This window comes from Microbacterium aurantiacum (assembly GCF_002872075.1).
In the GTDB taxonomy this organism is placed as follows: Bacteria; Actinomycetota; Actinomycetes; order Actinomycetales; family Microbacteriaceae; genus Microbacterium; species Microbacterium aurantiacum_A.
This window is the reverse complement of the sequence record NZ_PGGU01000001.1, coordinates 1-17481: the sequence shown is the minus strand read 5'-3', so window position 1 is coordinate 17481 and position 17481 is coordinate 1. Positions and strand designations below refer to the sequence as shown.

Below are 17481 nucleotides of genomic sequence, written 5' to 3'. Positions count from 1 at the left end.
CGGTAGTAGTGAATCTGACATTCATTACCTTACGAGGGGCCTCAGACATTCATCCCGGCGACGTTCTCGCACATGAGAGACGCCCCGCACAGGGCGGGGCGTCGACGACAACGTCGAAGGGCTGCGGGTTACTCCGCGGTGGGCACGTTGGTGCTGAACTGCAGGGTGCGAAGATCCCCGTAGCGGACGGGGACGTCGTCCGCCTCAGGGATCGTGCCGGTGACGGGGCCGACGATCACCAGGTGCTCGTAGATGGGCTGGTCCCACACCATGCAATCCCGGTACACGTGGGAGACGTAGTACCCCTCGCGGCCGTCAGCGGTGGGGCGGTTGAGCCGGTCGGCGTCGCGGTGCAGGAGCAGCGAATTGGCGGGTGAGAGGGTGATGCTGAACTCGATCCCGGGATGTGTGGCCTGGGCATCATCCAGCATTGCGTCGACGAGCTCTTGGAGTGGCGTCTTCATCATGGGGTCAGTCTGTCGTCACTGGCTGACACATCTGAGCTCGAGCGGGCTGCGTCGTCGTTGCTCAGTGCCGCTGCAGCGTGGTCGCATCCACAGCTGGTGAAGTCGTCGGTGTCATCGTCCCAGGCGACGCCGTCGCAGTTGTGGTGCTTGCCCGCCTTGCACTCCGGGCAGATCCACGTGCGGGAAGAGGTGGGCACGGCGTTCCTTTCGATCGGTTGCAGGGGGCGCCGGTAGTCGACGCCCCCTGCGTGTCAGTCCTCGCCAGGAAGAGCGATGATCAGGCAGGGGGCACCGAGTGCGTTGAAGCCCTCGGCGGAGATCTGCAGCTGCACCTTGGCGGGAGTGATGGCGGAGCTCGGCTTTCCCGAAGGGGCCCTGTTCGCGATCCGGTAGACATGGGTCTGCCGGATCTTGCCGTCGCGCAACGTGGCCTTGGCCGCTGTCCGGATCACGGTCAGGACATCCCAGAATCGGGCGTCCTCCGACTGCAGGGTGGTGTCGCGGGTCCACTCGACCGCTTCTTCATAGGCAGCGCGGGTGAGGAGCACAGGGAGTGCGTAGCCGGCCTCCAGTGCTGTTGCGGGGCTGAACTGTACGAGCAGCCCGTCGGCAACGGCTTCCTCGGCTGTGTAGATCGAGATGATCTCGGCGCCGGCGAAAAAGTCGGTGTCGGGAGTGTTGTTGTCCATGGTGTTCTCCATCGCTAGTGAATCTGACATTGAACAGACTAGGTGAGGGGTCCGACATTGCATTCCGGGATGATGATGCGTGTGTCGGTGGCGGGTGCGAAGCTATCCGGGACCCCCGGTCGATAGAAGGAAAGGTTTGGCGACGTGGACGAAAGCTTCACCTACTACCTCATCCCCGCGATGGCGCTGATGCTTGTGGGTTTCTCGCTCATTCGCAAGGAGAGCGCTGCTGCGAAGCGGTGGGGGGCGCTCGCGTTCTTCGCGACCATCGTTGTGATGGCGATCGGTGTTCTCGTACCTCTCGTCGTGTCCGCAGCGGAGAATCCGTTGCCTTCCCTGATCCCCATCGCATTCATCGTCACCATGGTCTGCCTCTTCGGGTACAGCACCCTGCTGCGGCTTCGCCCGTCGAAGGACGAGGAGCGCGCCAAGCTCGAGGCGAAGCTCGACTACCGACTGACGATGACGTTCGTCTACGGCATCCTCATCTTCGGCGCCGGCTGGTTCGTTTACATGCTCGGCGAGTGGTTCGCCCCCGCGGACCCGACCATGCGCTGGACGATCAGCGCGATCGGCGCACTGGTCCTCATTGGCCTGGTGACTCCGATGGGCATTCTGTCCTCGAGGAGACGTCGAGAGGAGCGCGTGGCTCAAGCGCGCTCAGTCCCGCTGCCGGACGAGGAAGCCGATCGACTCTTCGTCCGAGCTTTGGATGCTGAGCTCGCGGGAGAGGGCATCCGCCGATCCACGATCATGGTTTCTGTCGCGGCCGCCATCCTCATCATCGTCAGCGCTGTGACCGCGTTCTGGCTGCCGGCGCAGCTCGAGCGGATCCCGGACACTTCCCTGGCTCCATGGGCCACTGGCGTGATCCTCGGCATCGGGATTGGCCTGGCTGCCATCTTCCTCATCGCCGTCCTGTACGGGCCGTTCCTCTATGGTTCGATCGCCGCGTACCGGCGCGCGTTCCTCAGCGACAGTGAGTGGAAGGCTGCCGAGGACCGGATGCTGAACAGGCACTGAGCTTCAACGTTGAGAGGGCCCGTCATCATCTGGTGACGGGCCCTCTCACCGTTAAGCAGCTGGTTCGAGTGGTCGACCTCATCGACGTTGGCGATGCTGCCTTCGGGAAACGGTGATGTCCGCGAAGGGCTGCTGACGGCACCTATATGACGTGAGGCACCGCACCGTGCGGCGCCGGAAACGGGTATCGAAATGGGTGCAGTCCTTGTCCTCCTCGTGGTCGTCGTGGTCTGCGTGTACGCGATGCTCAACCCGGCAGATCTGGTCGACGTCTCCCGAGAGGTATGGGCAGTCGCGCGTGATTACCCCGAGCAGACGGTGGCATTTATCGCCCCGCTGGTCTTGGTCTTCATCGTGTTTTGGGGTGTTCTCAAGGTGATGTTCGGGATGTTGCGATCCCGGCGCACCGTCTCTACGCCGGGATCACAGGTCTTATCAGCCACTCTGCAGCGGCGAGTCGATCATGAGGACGAGGCCAGCCTGGAGCGCTGTGCGCGGCACGAGGCAGCTCACACGCTGGCGGCTTATCTGCTGCGCGCCACGGATCTCACGGCGAACGTCTACGTAGTTGGTGATCGAGGAGGCCGCGCCTCGTACCGGCACACCGAGGAAGCCACCCCGTGGGATGACGCCTATGACGATCTGGTGATCGGCTTCGCCGCGCAGGTCATCGACCACCAGCACGGGCACTTCGACGCTGGATCGATGGCTGACATGGCCTCCCAGCAGCGCCGCATGATGACGATCATCTCCGCCGGCAAGCAGCCCAGCCGACACGAAGGGCCGCTCACCGTGGAAGCGCTCATCGAGTCCACGAGGGCGGAAGCGGAGCAGCTGCTCGAGCAGCACCCGGACGAGCTCGAGCGCATCACTGCAGCGCTCGTCGAGGAGCGTGAGCTCGATGATGACGAGATCCGCGCGCTCATCGCGAACCAGACGCCGGCGATCGCCGCCTGATCGTGTCCGCGAGCATCGCCCCCGTGGCCCTATATGACGTAGCAGCTCCCGAGACGGAAGGAACCACGATGAACACTCCGAACGATGACGGCACCCTCCCCGGCCGCGTCATGGTGCTGGGCAAGGTCGGAAAAGGCAAGGCCTTCCTCTTGAAGACCATGATCGTCAAAGGCAGGTCGCCGTTCGCTCCCTCCACGTCGCTGGATGATCTTCTCGCCTCGCACCCCCGGAGTTCGTGGCAGAAGCCTCAGGTGATGGCGCGCGGGCTCGATCTGCTGCAGGTGACTCCCGCGCAGCTGATCCGCGGGAATCCGACCCGCGATCGCGCACTCTGGCGGCGGATGGTCTACCTCGATGCGGCGATGAAAGGCCAGCGCGTGATCGAGTTGAATCCTCGGGACTCTCGACGTGGTGGTCAGCCCAGCGACGTTGAGCTGACGGCTGGGGAGTACTTCACCGTCGACTCCTCTCAGCTGAGCTGCAGTGCGGCGTCTGAGTGGGGTCACGTTGGAGGGGGGATCTGATCATGGGGTACGCCGTGTACATGGACAGTGACGCTCGCGATGCCGGCGTTACCCGCTGGGCCGGCTACGGCGTCCCCGGGGTCTGCGACCATCCCGAGTGCACGCGAGAGATCAACCGCGGCCTCGGATTCAAATGTGAGCGCCGGTACATCGAGGGTGACGATGGCGACGAGCTCGAGGTCGAAGGCTGCGGCCTCTACTTCTGCATGGACCACCTGCCGGTCGGATGCCCCGATGTGCACGACTCCTTCACGCCGAAACCCGACACCGCCGAGTGGGAGCAGTGGCTGCTCACCGAAGAGTCCTGGGAGACCTGGCGGCAGGAGAACCCAGAGATCGTCGCGGAGATGAGACAGCGCCACAGCATGGAGAACGCATGAACACCACCGCCGCACCCGTGCAGCACCGTTCCTTCGGCGATCGCACCGGGCTGATCCTCGCCCGGGCAATCCAGGCCACGCTCTTCGGATCCGCCCCGATCGTCCTCCTCGGCTGGGCACTTCTCGTCATCATCGCGATCCCGATCGTCCTGTTCCTCTTCGCCGCCGTGTCAGCCATGGTCGCAATGGGCATCACCGGGCGATGGGAGTTCGATCTCCTCGGCGTCATGCTCCTCGCGATCCTCGTTCGCACGCTGCCGGCACTCGCCATCTTCGCGGCGCTGCTCTGGATCAACGACAGGATCCTCTACAGCTTCAACCCGCGCTTGCCGCGAGACCCCCGAGTACGTCATGGCCAGTGAGCAGACCATGACGACCGAGCCCACCCGGATAATCCCGTTCGGCTACATCGAGCGCACGGCCGCCGGCGCCGTCCTCGTGATCAACAAGCGTGCCGGGTTCAAGCCTCACCAGTTCACGCTCGACGAACGGACCGAACGGTTCCTCTCCTCCCTCGAGGTGTGGCGCATCCACCATGACCTCCCTGAGGAAGCCAGGACGTTCCTCGACGCACTGCAGCAGCGCGGCGTGCTCGCCGCCACGCCGGTCTGGCTCGGCCTCAATGTCATCCCCGTCCTTCGCGACAGCGTCGTCATGGTCTCCACCCCATCCAGCGGATTCCACACGCTGCGCACCAGTGCCGGCGATGTCGGGGTGACGGAGCTGGGTGCTCTTCTCCTGCACATGATCGACGGCGAACGGACGGTGGACACTCTCGTCGACGAGATCTCAGACAGCATGCCTGACGCTCCGCGTACGCTGCTGGAATCTGAGGCGCTCTGGTTCATCCAGAGCATGCGCCAGGCCGGAGCGATGACGCTCGAACCGGCGGCGTGAACACCTGCGGCGAGCGCACATCTGGGGATGCTGTGCTCGCCGTGTGATGGGGGAGGGATGAGGGCTCTGCAGCTGGGGTTGCAGGGCCCTCAATGCTGTCTGGGGCGGTTCGTGTCGTCGGGCAGAGTTGCTTCTGCGGCGAGCGCAAGGGGTCTGTGCAGGGCCGTGCGGGGCGGTAGGCAGGTGTTCTGAGAGATGGGAGAGAGCATGCCTGCAGGAGATGTCGAGACCTTCCACCGCGACGGCGGGTGGTTCAACAGGCTCGAGGGTGAGAGCGAGCAGGTGGGTGCTCGCCATGCCACGAAGGATGAAGCGGTGGCGGCTGGTCGGGATCTTGCTCGAGCTCGAGGTGTGGAGCACATCGTGCGCAACCTGGATGGGCAGATCGGGGAGCGCAGCTCGTATGGGCACGATCCCCGCGACATTCCGGGGTGAGTGGTGGATTTCGCGGCCGGGCTGCGCCCGCCGCTGCGCCTGGCGTTGGCGAAGGCTGTGGAGGGGTTGCCGCGGGCGGATGCCGTGCAGGGCGGTGTGGCGTATGAGCCGAAGTGGGACGGGTTCCGGATGTGCTGTGTCCGGGGGTCGTCGACGTCGTTGTGGTCGCGGCAGGGTAAGGATCTGTCTCGGGCGTTCCCGGAGATTCTAGATGCGGCGAGCGCGCAGATCCCGGAGGGGATGATCGTCGACGGTGAGGTCGTGCTGTGGCGTGAGGGGCGGTTGGAGTTCGACGATCTGCTGCGTCGGGTGAATGTGCGGGCGGAGACGGCGCGGAGGATGGCGCGTGCGGCGCCGGCGTCGTTTGTGGCTTTCGATGTGCTCGCGCACGGCTACGAGGACACTCGGGCGTGGTCGTTGCGTGAGCGGAGGGCGCTGCTCGAGGAGGCGGCCGCAGGATGGGCGCCGCCGCTGAATGTGTCGCCGTCGACGACGGATGAGGCAGAGGCGGCGGGCTGGTTCGAGTCGATGGTCGACGCCGGGATCGAGGGCCTCGTGGTCAAGGCATTGGAGGGCCGGTACGAAGGCGGCGAGCGCGCCTGGTGGAAGGTGAAGCATCGGGAGTCGCTGGACGTGGTGTGTGCGGCGGTGACGGGTTCGCGGGCGCGGCCGCGGGAGGTTGTGGTCGGGGTGTGGGTGGATGGGCGGTTGCGGATTGCGGGGCGGTCGACGCCGCTGAGTGCGAAGGCGTCGCGGTTGTTGGGCGCGGTGCTGCAGGAGCCGATCGGAGAGCATCCGTGGCCGGAAGAGGTGAAGCCGGGGGCCCTGTCGAGGTTCAACCGGTCGGGGTCGGAGCGGGTGCCGCTGGTGCTGGTGGAGCCGATGGTGGTGGAGATCTCCGCCGACGTCGCGATGATGGGGCAGAGCTTCCGGCATCCAGTGCGGTTCCTGAGGCCGCGGCCCGAGCTGGACGTGGATGCGGTGACCTGGCCGCTGCGGTGAACGCGCCGCGGCCAGGTTGTCCGAGGTCAGGCTGGTGCTGCGGCGAGGCGCATGGACCAGCCACCGAGGACGTGCATCGGGGTGGCCCAGGTGTCGAAGTGCTCCAGGCTCAGCGCGTTGCGGTGATGCACAAGCGCGGGGATGCCGAGGAGGGAGAACTGGATGTAGGCCATGTGCACCGCGGTGGGGTTGATGTCGTCGGCGGTGACGTGGAGCTGCTGCTGGTAGTTGAGCCCCTGTGCGACGAAGGTCTGCGTCGCGGCGATGACCATGGCGCCGGCGCCGCATGCGGGCTCGTAGAGGGTGAGGAACGGGGCATGCTCCAGTCGTGCGGCGGCGTCGGGGAAGTTCAGTGCCGCCATCAGCTCGCACACGTGCCAGGGGGTGAAGAACTGGCCCTGCTCGCGTGAGGAGATCTCCAAGCCCATGTAGATCTCGCCGAGCACGTCCCGGGGTGAGTGCTCCAGCTCGAGGGTGAGCAGAGCCAGGGAGTGGGCGAAGCGGTCGAGTTGCTCGGGGGTGTAGTGGGCGATGCGGCGGAGGTAGTCGTCCTCTCGGGCCTGGTGGCCGTCGTGGTCGACGCTGTTGCGGATCGCGGTGGCGGATATGGCGCAGAAGTCGGAGAACACGGTGTGCATGTCGTTGCTGCCGGTGTTGGCGCGAAGATCCTTCACGATCGCGCGGATGTCGGATGTGCTGCCTTTGGTGGTGATCATGGCTATCCCTCTGTATAGTGAATCTGACATTCATTACGATACGAGGGGGGTCGGACATTGACTGAGACACTGATCGACTGCACCAAGCCCGGATGCGGTTTCGCGACCGAGGGGCGCACCCCGCGCGAAGCGCAGGCCCGCATGACTCGACACATGAGCCGTAGCGACCACACGGTGTTCGCACGCCGTCAGCGCGCCCAGGCAGCAGCCGCCGCCTCCAAGGGCAGCCGATGAGCGCGGGGGACAGGAAGCCGGGGCAGACCCTCATGTGCCACCTCTGTCACCGGATCGGAACGCGCGGATTCGTGCCCTGGGGCTCAGAGGGGTGGGAGTGCTCCAATGACCGCGCCTGCGCAGCTCGCTCGAGCGCACGCGAACGGGTCGACCCGCGCGAGCTGTCGCAAGCGGAGCTGAATGAGTACCTCGACCTCCTCGTCTCCCAGGGCAAGGACGACAGCCCGGAGTTTCATCGCGCCCACGCCGTCTGGGAGCGCCAGCAGTAACCGCGGCGTCCTGCTCAGGAGGGGGTGCCCGTCGATGCGGACACCCCCTCCTGCGTCAGGCGGTGTGCAGGTGGTACTTGATCCGCGCCGTCTCACTGACCACGTAGGCATCCAGGTCGTCAGCATCGGGACGCTGGCCGAGCGGGATGAAGATCGTCGGCTCTTCCTCGGGGAAATCGGCCTCGATCTTGCTCAGCAGGCGCGGCATCCCGGAGTGGATCGTGAACGGGTCATCCAGGGTGAGGTCGTCCCACGCCTGGCGCAGCTCGTCGCCTTCGAGCGTCATCACGCCGCTGTCGAACTCGACGACCAGCGGGGCGTGGTAACGGATCGCCCGCTCCACCGCCGCGTGAATCTCGTGCACGTCCGCGACCGGCGCAGGGACGCTGTGCCCGTGGACGCAGCAGTCGCGGCAGAAGCCGGTCTCGGTTGCGCAGGCGACCCATACCCCTCCGTTGGCGATGTCTCGTCCGCAGCTGATGCAGTTGATGATGGTGGCCATGATGCCCTCCGAACTAGTAGTGAATCTGACATTCATTACGATACGGGGGGCCACCGACATTGAGCGGAGAGCGGGCGAAAGCCATACCGAATAGGCCGCGCGGCGAGCGCGATCCCGGTACGGTCCCGGGGTGACTAGTGCGTTCGGGGCAGCAGCAGATCGGAGCATGTTCGTCCGCGACGTGCGCGAGCATCTCGTCGGAGAGATCGGAGAGCTGGAGGACGGTGTCACCGTCGCAGAGGTTCAAGCACGGCTGCAGGATGCCGCGGAGCGCTTCAATCTCGACCTGATGGAGCCGGGAACCCACGACCGGCCAATGGCGATCGCCACGCTGCGCGAGCTGGCCCGGATTGGCCTCACTGGTGCGTCCGATGACCTGTGGGAGCGGGCGGCGAAGATCCATGCCGACACCCGGCCCAATCTGGCGCAGCTCATCGGCGTCGGCGCCGGAGTCCTCGACCGCTGGTACGGCGGCACCGACGATATCGGCATCCTGATCGGCGTCGATGACGACATCCTCGGAGTGCACCCGGACTGGGAAAACCCGACCTTCATGCTCGACACCGACGACTGGACCGCCGAGATTGCAGCCGAGATGATCCAGGACGCCGAAGAGCACGCGCTATTCGACAACCTCCCCCTTCTCCTGGAAGACGGCGGCGGACACGCGATCTTCGAGGCAATCCTCATCGCCCTGGTTGCCACGCTGCACCGGTGGATAGATCTCGAGCCCCTCGAGCTCAACGCCGCGCTCGAGCGGATCAGCTAGCCGGCCAACGGCGGGGAGCGCACCGCCTCCGATGCGCTCCCCGCCGTCAGGTCAGGCGGTGTTGGTGCGCAGTGTGTCGAGGAAGCGCTGCACGACGCCCGCGGCCGCATCGCGAGCGGCGATCACATCCTCGAACGAATCGGCCTCGGTGGATGCCTCCACGTCCGCGAGTGCTGTGCGGGCCTCTGCGGCGAGCGCGTCGAGCTGGTCGGTGTGCGCGTCGAGGGTGAGGGGCTGGCCGTGCTGTTGGACGTGGAGCGTCCAGCCGTCGCCGTGCGGGGTGGCCCAGACGGTGGCGATGGTGTGGCTTTCGTCGTCGTCGAAGTCGACCTTGCCGAAGTCGTCGGCGCAGTTGGCGACGATGCGGGCCTGGTCGTCGGCGGGCATGCATGCCAGGTGGGAGGCGCTGGGCGTCCAGGTGGAGGGCTCGGCGCGCGCGCCGGTGTCGTAGGGGGTCAGCGGGCGTTCGGTGGGGTTCTGCGGGGCTGCGGCGAGCGCGGCATGGCAGTCGGTGCAGACCTCGGTGCGGGTCTTGTCCGCGGCGGTGTCGTCTAGGACGGTGACGACGTAGGCGCTCGCCGTGGTGGTGCCGCATTCGGCGCAAGTGAGGTCGGTGTCCTCGGTGCGGGTGACGGTGGTGGTGGTCATGGGGTATCCCTCTCTCGAACTGTGAATCTGACATTCATCAGGATACGAGGGGCCACCGACATTGCTCGACGACGACGACGCTCGCGCCCGGGGACAGTCGGTACGCTGAGCGTCGGTCGAAGTGAACGCGGGAGGCGTCGATGCTGGTGAAGATTCTGCGCCGCCTGTTGGGCGGTGACTCGGCTCCCAAGACGACGACGTTCTGGCACTGGCGGTGCGAGTGCGGGGGGCATTCTCGAGGCGGGGACTTCTTCAAGGCCGATGCGGAGCAGAACGCCTACCTGCACCAGAACCGCAAGGGTGTCGGGCATCCGACTCCCGAGGTCTACTCGACGCAGGAGCCGGTCGCACGCGGCTAGGCGGTGAGGCGGTCAAGTAGCTCGGCTTGGACGGTCAGCGCGTGCGCGTCGGGGCGCTCGCGGCGGGCGTCGGTCAGGAGTGCGGGGGTGGTCTGGTCGGTGATGACGGTGACGTGCGCCTGGTGGCGGGACAGGGCCACGCACAGCCGCCCGAGGTCGAGGGCGAAGCGCTCGGAGGGGTCGTGGCCGAGCAGCGGGTGGATCGCGACGACGGCCTCCCGCTGTAGCCCTTGGGCCTGGTTGATCGTGCCGACGAACACGTCCGGGAGGTCGGCCAGGTGCGCTGCGGCGAGCGCGGCCTGCTCGACGTGGGGGACGATCACCGCCACGTCTGCCGGGGTGAGCGGCGTGGCGTTGTCGTCGGTGACGACGGATGCCGTGTCGAGCAGGGAGCGGGCGGCATCGGTGGCCGTCTGGATCACGGACGGGTCGGCGGTGCCGCCCGTCGCCGCGACCGGCAGGGCGCGGTACTCGGGGAGCCGGTCGCCGCTCGCGGCCAGGTGGCGGGGCGGACGTGCGGACGTGAACGGCAGGGTCGGGTACAGCGGGGCGAGCAGCTCGGTCGTGTCCTGACCGAACCGCCACGTCTGCGGCAGACGCAGACGAGCGGTGTCGTCGCCGTGCGCGGCGAGCAAGGCGTGCGGGGCGGGCACCTGCGGGCCGGATGCCTGAGTCTCCCAACGGCGAGCCGTGCCGGTCACGACGGGAGCGATCTGGCCGGGGTCACCCACGAGCACGAACTGGTCGGCCACCGCGCCCAGCGCGCCGAGGTCAGCGAACGTCAACTGGTACGCCTCATCGATCAGCAGCACGTCGAAGTGTGCGAGCCGGTTGGTCGGCATCCACAGCCACCGGGCCGTGGTCGCGACGATGACGCCGGAGCCGGTGCGCAGCCGCTTGTGGTTGGTGAGCGTCACGGCCTTGTGCAAGCCGCGCGGGCGGGCCTTCTCGGTGTCGGTGAGCAGGGTGGTCGGCGCACCTGTCGCCGCGGTGCGGTTGGCGACGTCGACGCCCTGAGCGCGCGTCTGCGAGGCGATAGCGACCGTCATCCCCGCGCGGGTGTGCAGAGCGTGCGCCAGGTGCGTGATGAGCCGCGTCTTGCCCGCACCGGGAGGGGAATCGACCACCACGGCGGCGTCCCCGCTCCACACCGCGAATAGCGCCCGCGCGAGCGTCGGATTGCGCAGGTGCTCGCTCGCTGCCGGGTTTGAGCTCGACGCCTTCGGGGCGGTCGGGGTGGCCGTAGCCGGCGCCGCGGTGACAGGTGCTTTCCTCATGGCGGGTGCCTCCAAGAACATCGTGAATCTGACATTCATTAGACTACGTGGGGCCACCGACATTGCTTGTCCGCGAGCAGGTCGATTCCGCGCCTATATGACGTAGCAGCCCACGAGCGGGCGCGCTGAGGGAGGATCGAATCGTGATCGTGCACGAGATGACCGTGACAGCGGTAGACGGTGATGCCTTGGGCTACGTCGGCCCCAAGTACGTCGGCCGCGCGGATAGCTCCGCACTCTGCAGCGTTCCCGGCTGTCTCTTCGAGAGTCCGACGATTCCCGCGTGGGGCAGTGGTTACCAGGCGTTCCGTCGTGCGTTGAAGGTTCTCGAACGGCACCTCGAACGAAAGCACGGCGCGATCCAGTTCGATCGGTCATATCCCACTCGTGCCGAGCAGCAGCAGCGTCGTCGCCTTCGTCGCCTATCGCGGCGGGGAGCAGCTCGATCCTTGTGGCGCGCCCTGCTCCACCGCTGAGCGCTCGCCGCGGTCAGTCGTCGGCGGCGGCGACGATCACGTCCAGGGGAACATCGCCACGGCGGGTAATGGGGGTTCCGCGCCCGGCGATCCAGTTGGTGCCGCGCCGGTAGCCGGATGAGGCGAGGCGGCGGGCGGTGGTCTGCATATTCGGATCGACGCGGGACGGGCGCAGGGTGATCCGATCCCCAATGGTCAGTGCCTTGCGGGCCTTCACTGGGACGCCGGTCAGCGCGATGGTGAGCCGGGAGGCGGTGTCGATCGTCGCCTCATCGACGGTGCCGGTGAGGCAGTCCGCGCCTCCCGCGTTGATCGGCTCGCCGCGCCAGGCGGTGACCTTCGCATCGACGCGGAGGCGGCTCAGCGGGCGGTCGGCGGCGACGGTGACCCGGAAGGCGTCACAGCCGACGATGACGCCGGGGACGATGGTTCCGTCATGGGAGGCGGCAACTGCCACGCGCGGGTCGTCCAGGCGCAGGGACTCGTACCACTCGGCGGCGTGGGAGCGGCTGATGAGGCCGAGCGCGGCATCGGTGCGGGTGTCTTTCGCCCACCAGCGGCGTCCCGCTTTCAGGCGCGCGCTGTAGCGATCCCAGGAGGTCGTGTCGAGCACGCTCGCGTGCAGGATGCCGGGGAGCAGCGGCCCGGTGGTCGTGAGCCGTGCGAGGTCGTAGAGCATCGTCGCTCCGGTGCTGTGCACGCCGAGCCAGCGCGCCCAGGTGGCCGGGTCGTTGTCGAGGTCGGGGTGTACGCCGAGCACCCAGCGGCGGGCGGCGTTCTCTGTGACGACGTGCACGGCATCCGTGCCGGGGAAGTCGATCCGCTCATCCCACCAGCCGACGACGGGGGAGGCATCCGTGTTCGGGTAGGTGCGGGCGAGCGCGGTCAGCACGCGCATGTCCTGCCCGGTGCCGACGATGAGCGTCCGCCGCGGGTCGTTCATCGTCGCGCCGAGCTGCGCCAGCACGCCGAGCGCGTCCCGGTCGGTGCCGGAGAGCGTGCGCTCGCCGTCCGTCGCGGTGAGGTAAGTGCGCTCCCCGTCTGTGTCCACCGTGACGGCGATAGCGGCCAGCGGCGGGATCGCGGGGGAGTACGCGGCGGCGGGGGTCGGCATGCCGGTGTGCGCGGCGCGCAGACGTGCGCCGAGGGTGTACAGCGCGAGGCTCATGGCTCTTCCTGTCGGGGAGTGATCGGGAGGGTGAGGTCGGGGGCGTCCCACCCGGCGCGGATCGCGGCGGGGGTGCGGGTATCCGGGGTGCTGCCGGTGAGGTCTGCGAGCACGGCGTCCAGGTCGGTGCCCGCCGCGGTGCAGGCCCGCTGAGCGAGCGCCACGAGGGGATCGTGACGCTCGCCCAGCCCGGTCATACGGCCACCCGCTCGCGCCGAACCTCGGCCTCGAACGATGCGACGGACGGCATCGGCAGGGGAAGCCCGTCGCGGCGCATGTCGAACCACCGATGCAGAGCCTCAGCCGTCACCGCCGCACGCTCGGCCATGTCTGCCCGGATGCTCTGCGCTTCGGCGCTGGACGGGTCGAGTTCCCCAACCCGGTAGCGCTCGATGATGCGGATGAGCCCGTTGCTCGGCATCCGCCCGTGCTCCGCCTGGAACTCGGCGATGATCTGCTCTCGGATGGTGGTCACGGTGGCCTCCCGGTATCTAGTGAATCTGACATTCATTAAGATACGGGAGGCCACCGACATTCATCCGGCGACGGCCCTCTGCGCGGCATCGACCACGAGCACGCGCGCCCATGACGGCACCCGATCCGCGAAGTGCGGGCGGGTGAGCACGACGATCAGATGCGCCCGCGTCGGCCTATCCGGCCACGGGGTGCCACCGTCGCTGATGCAGACGATCACGTCCGGGGCGGGGCGCAGCGCCTCTGCCGCCGCGATACCGACGCGCATGTCCGTCCCGCCGCCGCCGATCAGCTTCACGTCGCGGGCATTGCGGACGACGCGGGCGGTGTCGGCGTCGGCGTCACAGGCGATGATGCGCACCGATCCGCCCACGGCCTTGATGACGCCGTTCGTCTCCGACAGGCACACGGCCAGGTCGTCGTCGGCCATGCTCGCGGACGTGTCGATGACCTCGGCGGCGGTCACGCGCGGGGCGCGCATGGCCGGGGTGATGATGCCGGGAATCTGGCGGCGTCCGGGCTTCATGTAGGAGTAGGTGACCCGCCCAATCGTGAGCGACGTGCACCGCTTCACCATGCCCGCAAGCACCTTCCGCCACGGCACGGCGGGTGCGGTCAGTTCGCTCTCGGCCCACCGCTGCATTCCAGCCGGGACGGTGCCGCGGCCCTTCGCGACAGCATCCCGAATCTGCTCCGCAACCTGGCGGCGGGTGATGGCTACCTGGCCGTCGTCCAGACCGGGCATCGTCGGGTCGTCCAGCCCCGGCTCCCAAGGCTGGACGGGATCGCCGGCCCCTGACCCACAGCCGCCCTCTCCCGCGTCCTCCTGGCCGTCCTCGGGCGCGTCAGGCTTGCCCTCGGGTGTCAGCGCCGCGTAGTACGCCTCTTCCACACCGGCATCCGGCAGGCCGAGCGCGGCAGGGGTTACCACCCACTCGGGAAGGGGCAGGCCCGCCCGGATCAGGTCATCGTTGATCGCGGCATCGGTGGCGAAGTTCCACCGCTTGTGATCGACCTGACCGCCCAGCGACGCCGCCCGCCCCGCATGGTCGCGGATCAGGTGGTTGACCTCGTGCACCAGCACCGCACCGGCCACCTGCGGCCCCCACTCGGTGAGGGTCGCAGGATCGACGTACAGCCGCCAGTGCCGATCCACCGCGAACGTCGCCAGCCCCACGGCAGCGACAGGGCGGGTCGAGAACAGCGCGTGCGCCAGGTACGGCGCGTTCTCCACGGCCACCAGCCGCGCCGCGGCCAGCCCGCGGCGCTCATCGGCGGTCAGAGGACGGATCTGCGGGTTCATGCCGCAACCTCCTGCGGGATCAGTCCGGCATCGCTCAGGATCGACAGGAACGCCTTCGCGCTCGCCGGAGGGTTGGTGTTGGTCGGGCGCGACCTGAGCAGTGCCCGCGCGTTCGCTGCGGCCACGTCCTGCAAGCCCGCCCCTGCCGCGGCCGCGAGCGGCGCCCATGCGGACAGCCAGCCCGCCTTGGTGCCGTCTGCGGTGGCGTGCGCGGTGACGGCGGTGAGGGTCGCCCACGCACGGGAGGGCTCGAGCTCTGCCCACGGCACGGATGCCGGGTCGGCCAGAACATCGGCGGGGTCGGGGAGGTCATTCATCGCTCGCCAGGCGATGAACTCGGTGCCCGCGCCCTCGCCCACCAGGCCGGTCGCGGCCAGTAGGTTCGCCGGGGTGTCGCCGGGGTCGAGGAAGGCGATGGTGTCCGCGAGCATCGTCCAGGTGCGGTTGGACGGCCACGCGCGGCCCGCGTTCGTAGCGTCGGTCGGCATCGCGTGGAGCAGCTCGGGGCGGGTTCGGATGAACGACGCGACCTCGGCGCGTGCGGCGGCGCGCAGGACGGGGTTGTAGTCGAGGACACGGCCTGACGTGGGGGCGCGGAAGCCGGTCGTCATGCCGTCGATCCAGTCGTCCGTAGCGACCGAGAAGTCGATGTGCAGGAAGCGGTTCGCCTGTGGTGCGGGCAAGTCCCAGCCGTCCGCTGCGCTCTCGGGCGGGTTTGCCGCGGCGACGACACGGACGCCACGCGGCAGAACCGCCTCCCCCACGATCCGCTCAAGCGCCACGCGCATGACCGCGGCCTGCACGGCGGGCGGGGCGGTGGTCAGTTCGTCGAGCAGCAGGTAGCCGTCCTCCGCGGCGATCAGCCGATGCGCCCAAGCCGGGGCCGCGAGAGCGACCCCAGCCTCAGTGACGACGGGAAGGCCCGCGAAGTCGGCAGGCTCACGCAGGGACGCGAGCACCGTCTCCATGTGGACGCCCTCAGCCGCGGCCAGAGCCGCGAACAGCGAGGACTTGCCGATGCCGGGGTCGCCCCACAGTAGAACCGCGACGCCCGCACGCCCCGCGGCGCGCAGGACGGTCAGGACGGGGTCGCCGGAGCGCTGGATGGTGGGAAGGGTGGTGGTAGTCATGGTCGTTCTCCTCAGAGGTCGAAGTCGTCGTGAGCGGGGCGGATCAGGGCGGCGTACTCGGAGCCGTACTGCACCGTGTAGAGGTCTTGGAGGCGGCGCACTGCGGCCTCCACGCGCTCGGTCGTGCTCTGCCCGTTCTGCTCGGGGGTGGTGTTCTCAGCCATTGATCGGCCCTCCTGGGTTACTAGTGAATCTGACATTCATTAGATTACGAGGGGCCACCGACATTGAGCCGGGGAGGGGCGAGCGCTCCGCGAATTGGTAATCGCGGAGCGCTCGCCGCGGGCGGTTAGGCGATGCCTCCGGCGGTGGTGCCGTCGCTCCACGTCACATCGACGGTCATGCCGAGAGTCATGACGATGGACTCGAACGGGATGCGTCCGTCGCCGTCGCCGTCGTCCTGGATGGTGAGGAAGCCGGTGCTCTCGCCGTCCCAGTAGGGCATGACGTAGGCGTCCCCGGCCTCGAACCACTCGACGCCGTAGGCGGTGGTGGTGTTCTGCTCGGCGTGCTCGATCCAGGCTTCGATGAGGCCGCTGATGTCCTCGCGGGACGTGAGTCGGCGATCACCCCAGCCCGGTGTGGTGAACAGCTCGATGCCGTTCTGCTCGGTCACGTCGGCGTAGTCGAACAGCGCCGCGAAGCGCTCGCTGTAGTCGTTCCCCCAGCGGTCGCGAACGGTCACTGCCGTCACGGTCGGGGGAACCTGCTGCGGCTCTTCGTCGCGTCGGGTGCCTTCCAGACCATCTACCAGCCAGCGCGCGGCCTCCTGCAGATCGCCCATGCCCGACAGCGCCACGCGCACCCGAGCGATGGAGGCTTCGAGGTCGGACGGCACCAGGCCGGTCACCCGGTTGTGGCACCGCGTGCCCGCGATGTAGGCGTACTCGGTGACACCGGCAGCGTCAGCGTCCTTCGAGTCCCATTCGTCGGTGACCTCGACGCGCGCCGCGGTGAACATGACGGACATGGCCTCAGCGAACGACTCGACGCCCTCCGGCTCATACTTCGAGGTCGCGGCAACCCACCACACCCCATCGTCCCGGCGATCGAACTGCAGATCGTTGACGCGCCCGCTGAGGTGTTCGTTGATCGCGGTGAGCACCTTCTGCTCGGTAATTGCCGGTGACCCGGCGATGGTGATCCTGATGTCGTGTCCCATGATGGACATCCCTCCTTGCTAGTGAATCTGACATTCAATAGACTAGGGATAGCCTCAGACATTGAGCGCGCAGCGCGAAAGAGACGGAACGGTGAGAACGATGGTTGATTCAGGGAAGCTGATCGGCGATACAGGAGCCCAAGACAAAGCACGTATCGTGCGGGCCTCTGAGGCTCTGGGGGACGGCAGCATCGCTCAGGCGGCTCAGGCCACTGACCTCGACATCAAGGCCGCTCATGCGGCTGACGCGGCTCGGCACTATGGGGTAGCCCTCCAGCTCGTTGAGCTCGGCTTCCACGAGTGGGTGGACGCCACTTCGGAAGCGCTGATGAAGCTGGGTGCCACCCAGGTCGTTATCGATCAGGAGGTCTGGCAGGAAGCTCACGACCAGGGGATGGACTCGGAAGCAGCAGCTAGGTACATCCGAGACCAGTCAGAACGGCTCAAGCCCGGTGTGGGTAAGACGAGCTTGCTCAAATCGCTCCAGGACCAGGGGGACTAAGTGAGGCAGCCGATAGTCCGGCAGACCCGAAGGGACGCGCAGCGGCCCGGACGTGAGCAGCCTCGGCCGCCGGCTTGCCGGTGGCTCATCCCTGAGCGCGCAGCGCTCAGGGTATCGG

24 protein-coding genes are annotated in these 17481 nt (G+C 67.6%); 11 read left to right on the top strand and 13 right to left on the bottom strand.

Annotated elements, in window-relative coordinates; genetic code table 11:
* Nucleotides 1-128: 128 nt before the first annotated feature.
* Together CUR96_RS00120 and CUR96_RS00115 are read right to left on the bottom strand one after the other, a co-directional pair.
* Nucleotides 129-467: a hypothetical protein gene (locus CUR96_RS00120; protein WP_102191264.1), complete on the bottom strand. Its 339-nt coding sequence runs from the start codon at nt 465-467 to the stop codon at nt 129-131.
* 251 nt (nt 468-718) lie between these two features.
* Nucleotides 719-1156 (bottom strand): DUF6573 family protein, encoded by a 438-nt coding sequence (locus tag CUR96_RS00115; protein ID WP_102191263.1) that lies wholly within the window; start codon nt 1154-1156, stop codon nt 719-721.
* Nucleotides 1157-1300: 144 nt separating this feature from the next.
* Here CUR96_RS00115 and CUR96_RS00110 point away from each other — a divergent pair, with 144 nt between their 5' ends.
* From CUR96_RS00110 to CUR96_RS00075, 8 genes are all read left to right on the top strand, one after another.
* A complete protein-coding gene (locus CUR96_RS00110; protein WP_102191262.1) occupies nt 1301-2179 on the top strand; it encodes a hypothetical protein in 879 nt (292 codons plus the stop codon).
* Between the two features lie 192 nt (nt 2180-2371).
* Nucleotides 2372-3136: a hypothetical protein gene (locus CUR96_RS00105; RefSeq protein ID WP_102191261.1), complete on the top strand. Its 765-nt coding sequence runs from the start codon at nt 2372-2374 to the stop codon at nt 3134-3136.
* 68 nt (nt 3137-3204) lie between these two features.
* Nucleotides 3205-3660: a hypothetical protein gene (locus tag CUR96_RS00100; RefSeq protein WP_102191260.1), complete on the top strand. Its 456-nt coding sequence runs from the start codon at nt 3205-3207 to the stop codon at nt 3658-3660.
* A gap of 2 nt (nt 3661-3662) precedes the next feature.
* Nucleotides 3663-4040, top strand: a complete 378-nt coding sequence (locus CUR96_RS00095) for a hypothetical protein (protein WP_102191259.1) — start codon at nt 3663-3665, stop codon at nt 4038-4040.
* Entirely contained in the window at nt 4037-4402 is a 366-nt protein-coding gene (locus tag CUR96_RS00090; RefSeq protein ID WP_102191258.1) for a hypothetical protein, read from the top strand. Before CUR96_RS00095 ends, CUR96_RS00090 begins: the two co-directional genes overlap by 4 nt.
* A gap of 7 nt (nt 4403-4409) precedes the next feature.
* The gene (locus CUR96_RS00085; RefSeq protein ID WP_180968886.1) at nt 4410-4937 is read left to right on the top strand and encodes a PqqD family peptide modification chaperone; all 528 of its coding nucleotides are present in this window, start codon (nt 4410-4412) and stop codon (nt 4935-4937) included.
* 207 nt (nt 4938-5144) lie between these two features.
* Nucleotides 5145-5372, top strand: coding sequence for a DUF2188 domain-containing protein (locus CUR96_RS00080; protein ID WP_102191349.1), 228 nt, complete (start codon nt 5145-5147; stop codon nt 5370-5372).
* Entirely contained in the window at nt 5373-6374 is a 1002-nt protein-coding gene (locus tag CUR96_RS00075) for an ATP-dependent DNA ligase (RefSeq protein ID WP_102191256.1), read from the top strand. It begins immediately after the preceding gene.
* Nucleotides 6375-6400: 26 nt separating this feature from the next.
* Here the strand turns inward: CUR96_RS00075 and CUR96_RS00070 are convergent, their stop codons facing one another.
* Both CUR96_RS00070 and CUR96_RS00060 read right to left on the bottom strand, forming a co-directional pair.
* A complete protein-coding gene (locus CUR96_RS00070; protein WP_102191255.1) occupies nt 6401-7090 on the bottom strand; it encodes an N-6 DNA methylase in 690 nt (229 codons plus the stop codon).
* A gap of 558 nt (nt 7091-7648) precedes the next feature.
* A complete protein-coding gene (locus CUR96_RS00060; RefSeq protein ID WP_102191253.1) occupies nt 7649-8095 on the bottom strand; it encodes a hypothetical protein in 447 nt (148 codons plus the stop codon).
* A 130-nt stretch (nt 8096-8225) separates the two neighbouring features.
* On the opposite strand from CUR96_RS00060, the gene CUR96_RS00055 reads away from it, so the two are divergent.
* Nucleotides 8226-8864 carry a hypothetical protein gene (locus tag CUR96_RS00055; RefSeq protein ID WP_146008084.1) on the top strand — a complete coding sequence of 213 codons (639 nt, stop codon included), beginning with the start codon at nt 8226-8228 and terminating at the stop codon, nt 8862-8864.
* 51 nt (nt 8865-8915) lie between these two features.
* Here the strand turns inward: CUR96_RS00055 and CUR96_RS00050 are convergent, their stop codons facing one another.
* Entirely contained in the window at nt 8916-9512 is a 597-nt protein-coding gene (locus CUR96_RS00050) for a hypothetical protein (RefSeq protein WP_102191251.1), read from the bottom strand.
* Between the two features lie 140 nt (nt 9513-9652).
* Between CUR96_RS00050 and CUR96_RS00045 the strand changes: the two genes are divergently transcribed.
* Nucleotides 9653-9871, top strand: coding sequence for a hypothetical protein (locus tag CUR96_RS00045; RefSeq protein ID WP_102191250.1), 219 nt, complete (start codon nt 9653-9655; stop codon nt 9869-9871).
* Here the strand turns inward: CUR96_RS00045 and CUR96_RS00040 are convergent.
* The 8 genes from CUR96_RS00040 to CUR96_RS00010 all read right to left on the bottom strand — a co-directional run bounded on the left by CUR96_RS00040 (nt 9868) and on the right by CUR96_RS00010 (nt 16870).
* Nucleotides 9868-11148 (bottom strand): AAA family ATPase, encoded by a 1281-nt coding sequence (locus tag CUR96_RS00040; RefSeq protein WP_180968884.1) that lies wholly within the window; start codon nt 11146-11148, stop codon nt 9868-9870. The genes CUR96_RS00045 and CUR96_RS00040 overlap by 4 nt on opposite strands.
* Nucleotides 11149-11637: 489 nt before the next feature.
* Nucleotides 11638-12792, bottom strand: a complete 1155-nt coding sequence (locus tag CUR96_RS00035) for a hypothetical protein (protein ID WP_102191248.1) — start codon at nt 12790-12792, stop codon at nt 11638-11640.
* Complete coding sequence (locus CUR96_RS00030; protein ID WP_102191247.1) at nt 12789-12989, bottom strand: hypothetical protein; 201 nt, start codon at nt 12987-12989, stop codon at nt 12789-12791. Before CUR96_RS00030 ends, CUR96_RS00035 begins: the two co-directional genes overlap by 4 nt.
* Entirely contained in the window at nt 12986-13267 is a 282-nt protein-coding gene (locus tag CUR96_RS00025) for a hypothetical protein (protein ID WP_146008083.1), read from the bottom strand. The genes CUR96_RS00030 and CUR96_RS00025 overlap by 4 nt, the downstream gene beginning before the upstream one ends.
* Nucleotides 13268-13327: 60 nt before the next feature.
* Nucleotides 13328-14569, bottom strand: coding sequence for a vWA domain-containing protein (locus tag CUR96_RS00020; RefSeq protein WP_102191245.1), 1242 nt, complete (start codon nt 14567-14569; stop codon nt 13328-13330).
* Entirely contained in the window at nt 14566-15699 is a 1134-nt protein-coding gene (locus CUR96_RS00015; protein ID WP_102191244.1) for an AAA family ATPase, read from the bottom strand. The genes CUR96_RS00020 and CUR96_RS00015 overlap by 4 nt, the downstream gene beginning before the upstream one ends.
* An 11-nt stretch (nt 15700-15710) precedes the next feature.
* Nucleotides 15711-15863, bottom strand: coding sequence for a hypothetical protein (locus CUR96_RS18510; protein ID WP_180968883.1), 153 nt, complete (start codon nt 15861-15863; stop codon nt 15711-15713).
* A gap of 125 nt (nt 15864-15988) precedes the next feature.
* Nucleotides 15989-16870, bottom strand: coding sequence for a hypothetical protein (locus CUR96_RS00010; RefSeq protein WP_102191243.1), 882 nt, complete (start codon nt 16868-16870; stop codon nt 15989-15991).
* A gap of 52 nt (nt 16871-16922) precedes the next feature.
* On the opposite strand from CUR96_RS00010, the gene CUR96_RS00005 reads away from it, so the two are divergent.
* The gene (locus tag CUR96_RS00005; protein WP_146008082.1) at nt 16923-17363 is read left to right on the top strand and encodes a hypothetical protein; all 441 of its coding nucleotides are present in this window, start codon (nt 16923-16925) and stop codon (nt 17361-17363) included.
* Nucleotides 17364-17481 lie beyond the last annotated feature (118 nt).

Bases quoted from the DNA above. Each gene is read 5' to 3' on its own strand.
- CUR96_RS00120 (WP_102191264.1), bottom strand. From the start codon at position 467: ATGATGAAGACGCCACTCCAAGAGCTCGTCGACGCAATGCTGGATGAT.
- CUR96_RS00115 (WP_102191263.1), bottom strand. From the start codon at position 1,156: ATGGACAACAACACTCCCGACACCGACTTTTTCGCCGGCGCCGAGATC.
- CUR96_RS00105 (WP_102191261.1), top strand. From the start codon at position 2,372: ATGGGTGCAGTCCTTGTCCTCCTCGTGGTCGTCGTGGTCTGCGTGTAC.
- CUR96_RS00100 (WP_102191260.1), top strand. From the start codon at position 3,205: ATGAACACTCCGAACGATGACGGCACCCTCCCCGGCCGCGTCATGGTG.
- CUR96_RS00095 (WP_102191259.1), top strand. From the start codon at position 3,663: ATGGGGTACGCCGTGTACATGGACAGTGACGCTCGCGATGCCGGCGTT.
- CUR96_RS00090 (WP_102191258.1), top strand. From the start codon at position 4,037: ATGAACACCACCGCCGCACCCGTGCAGCACCGTTCCTTCGGCGATCGC.
- CUR96_RS00085 (WP_180968886.1), top strand. From the start codon at position 4,410: ATGACGACCGAGCCCACCCGGATAATCCCGTTCGGCTACATCGAGCGC.
- CUR96_RS00080 (WP_102191349.1), top strand. From the start codon at position 5,145: ATGCCTGCAGGAGATGTCGAGACCTTCCACCGCGACGGCGGGTGGTTC.
- CUR96_RS00070 (WP_102191255.1), bottom strand. From the start codon at position 7,090: ATGATCACCACCAAAGGCAGCACATCCGACATCCGCGCGATCGTGAAG.
- CUR96_RS00060 (WP_102191253.1), bottom strand. From the start codon at position 8,095: ATGGCCACCATCATCAACTGCATCAGCTGCGGACGAGACATCGCCAAC.
- CUR96_RS00050 (WP_102191251.1), bottom strand. From the start codon at position 9,512: ATGACCACCACCACCGTCACCCGCACCGAGGACACCGACCTCACTTGC.
- CUR96_RS00045 (WP_102191250.1), top strand. From the start codon at position 9,653: ATGCTGGTGAAGATTCTGCGCCGCCTGTTGGGCGGTGACTCGGCTCCC.
- CUR96_RS00040 (WP_180968884.1), bottom strand. From the start codon at position 11,148: ATGAGGAAAGCACCTGTCACCGCGGCGCCGGCTACGGCCACCCCGACC.
- CUR96_RS00035 (WP_102191248.1), bottom strand. From the start codon at position 12,792: ATGAGCCTCGCGCTGTACACCCTCGGCGCACGTCTGCGCGCCGCGCAC.
- CUR96_RS00030 (WP_102191247.1), bottom strand. From the start codon at position 12,989: ATGACCGGGCTGGGCGAGCGTCACGATCCCCTCGTGGCGCTCGCTCAG.
- CUR96_RS00020 (WP_102191245.1), bottom strand. From the start codon at position 14,569: ATGAACCCGCAGATCCGTCCTCTGACCGCCGATGAGCGCCGCGGGCTG.
- CUR96_RS00015 (WP_102191244.1), bottom strand. From the start codon at position 15,699: ATGACTACCACCACCCTTCCCACCATCCAGCGCTCCGGCGACCCCGTC.
- CUR96_RS18510 (WP_180968883.1), bottom strand. From the start codon at position 15,863: ATGGCTGAGAACACCACCCCCGAGCAGAACGGGCAGAGCACGACCGAG.
- CUR96_RS00010 (WP_102191243.1), bottom strand. From the start codon at position 16,870: ATGTCCATCATGGGACACGACATCAGGATCACCATCGCCGGGTCACCG.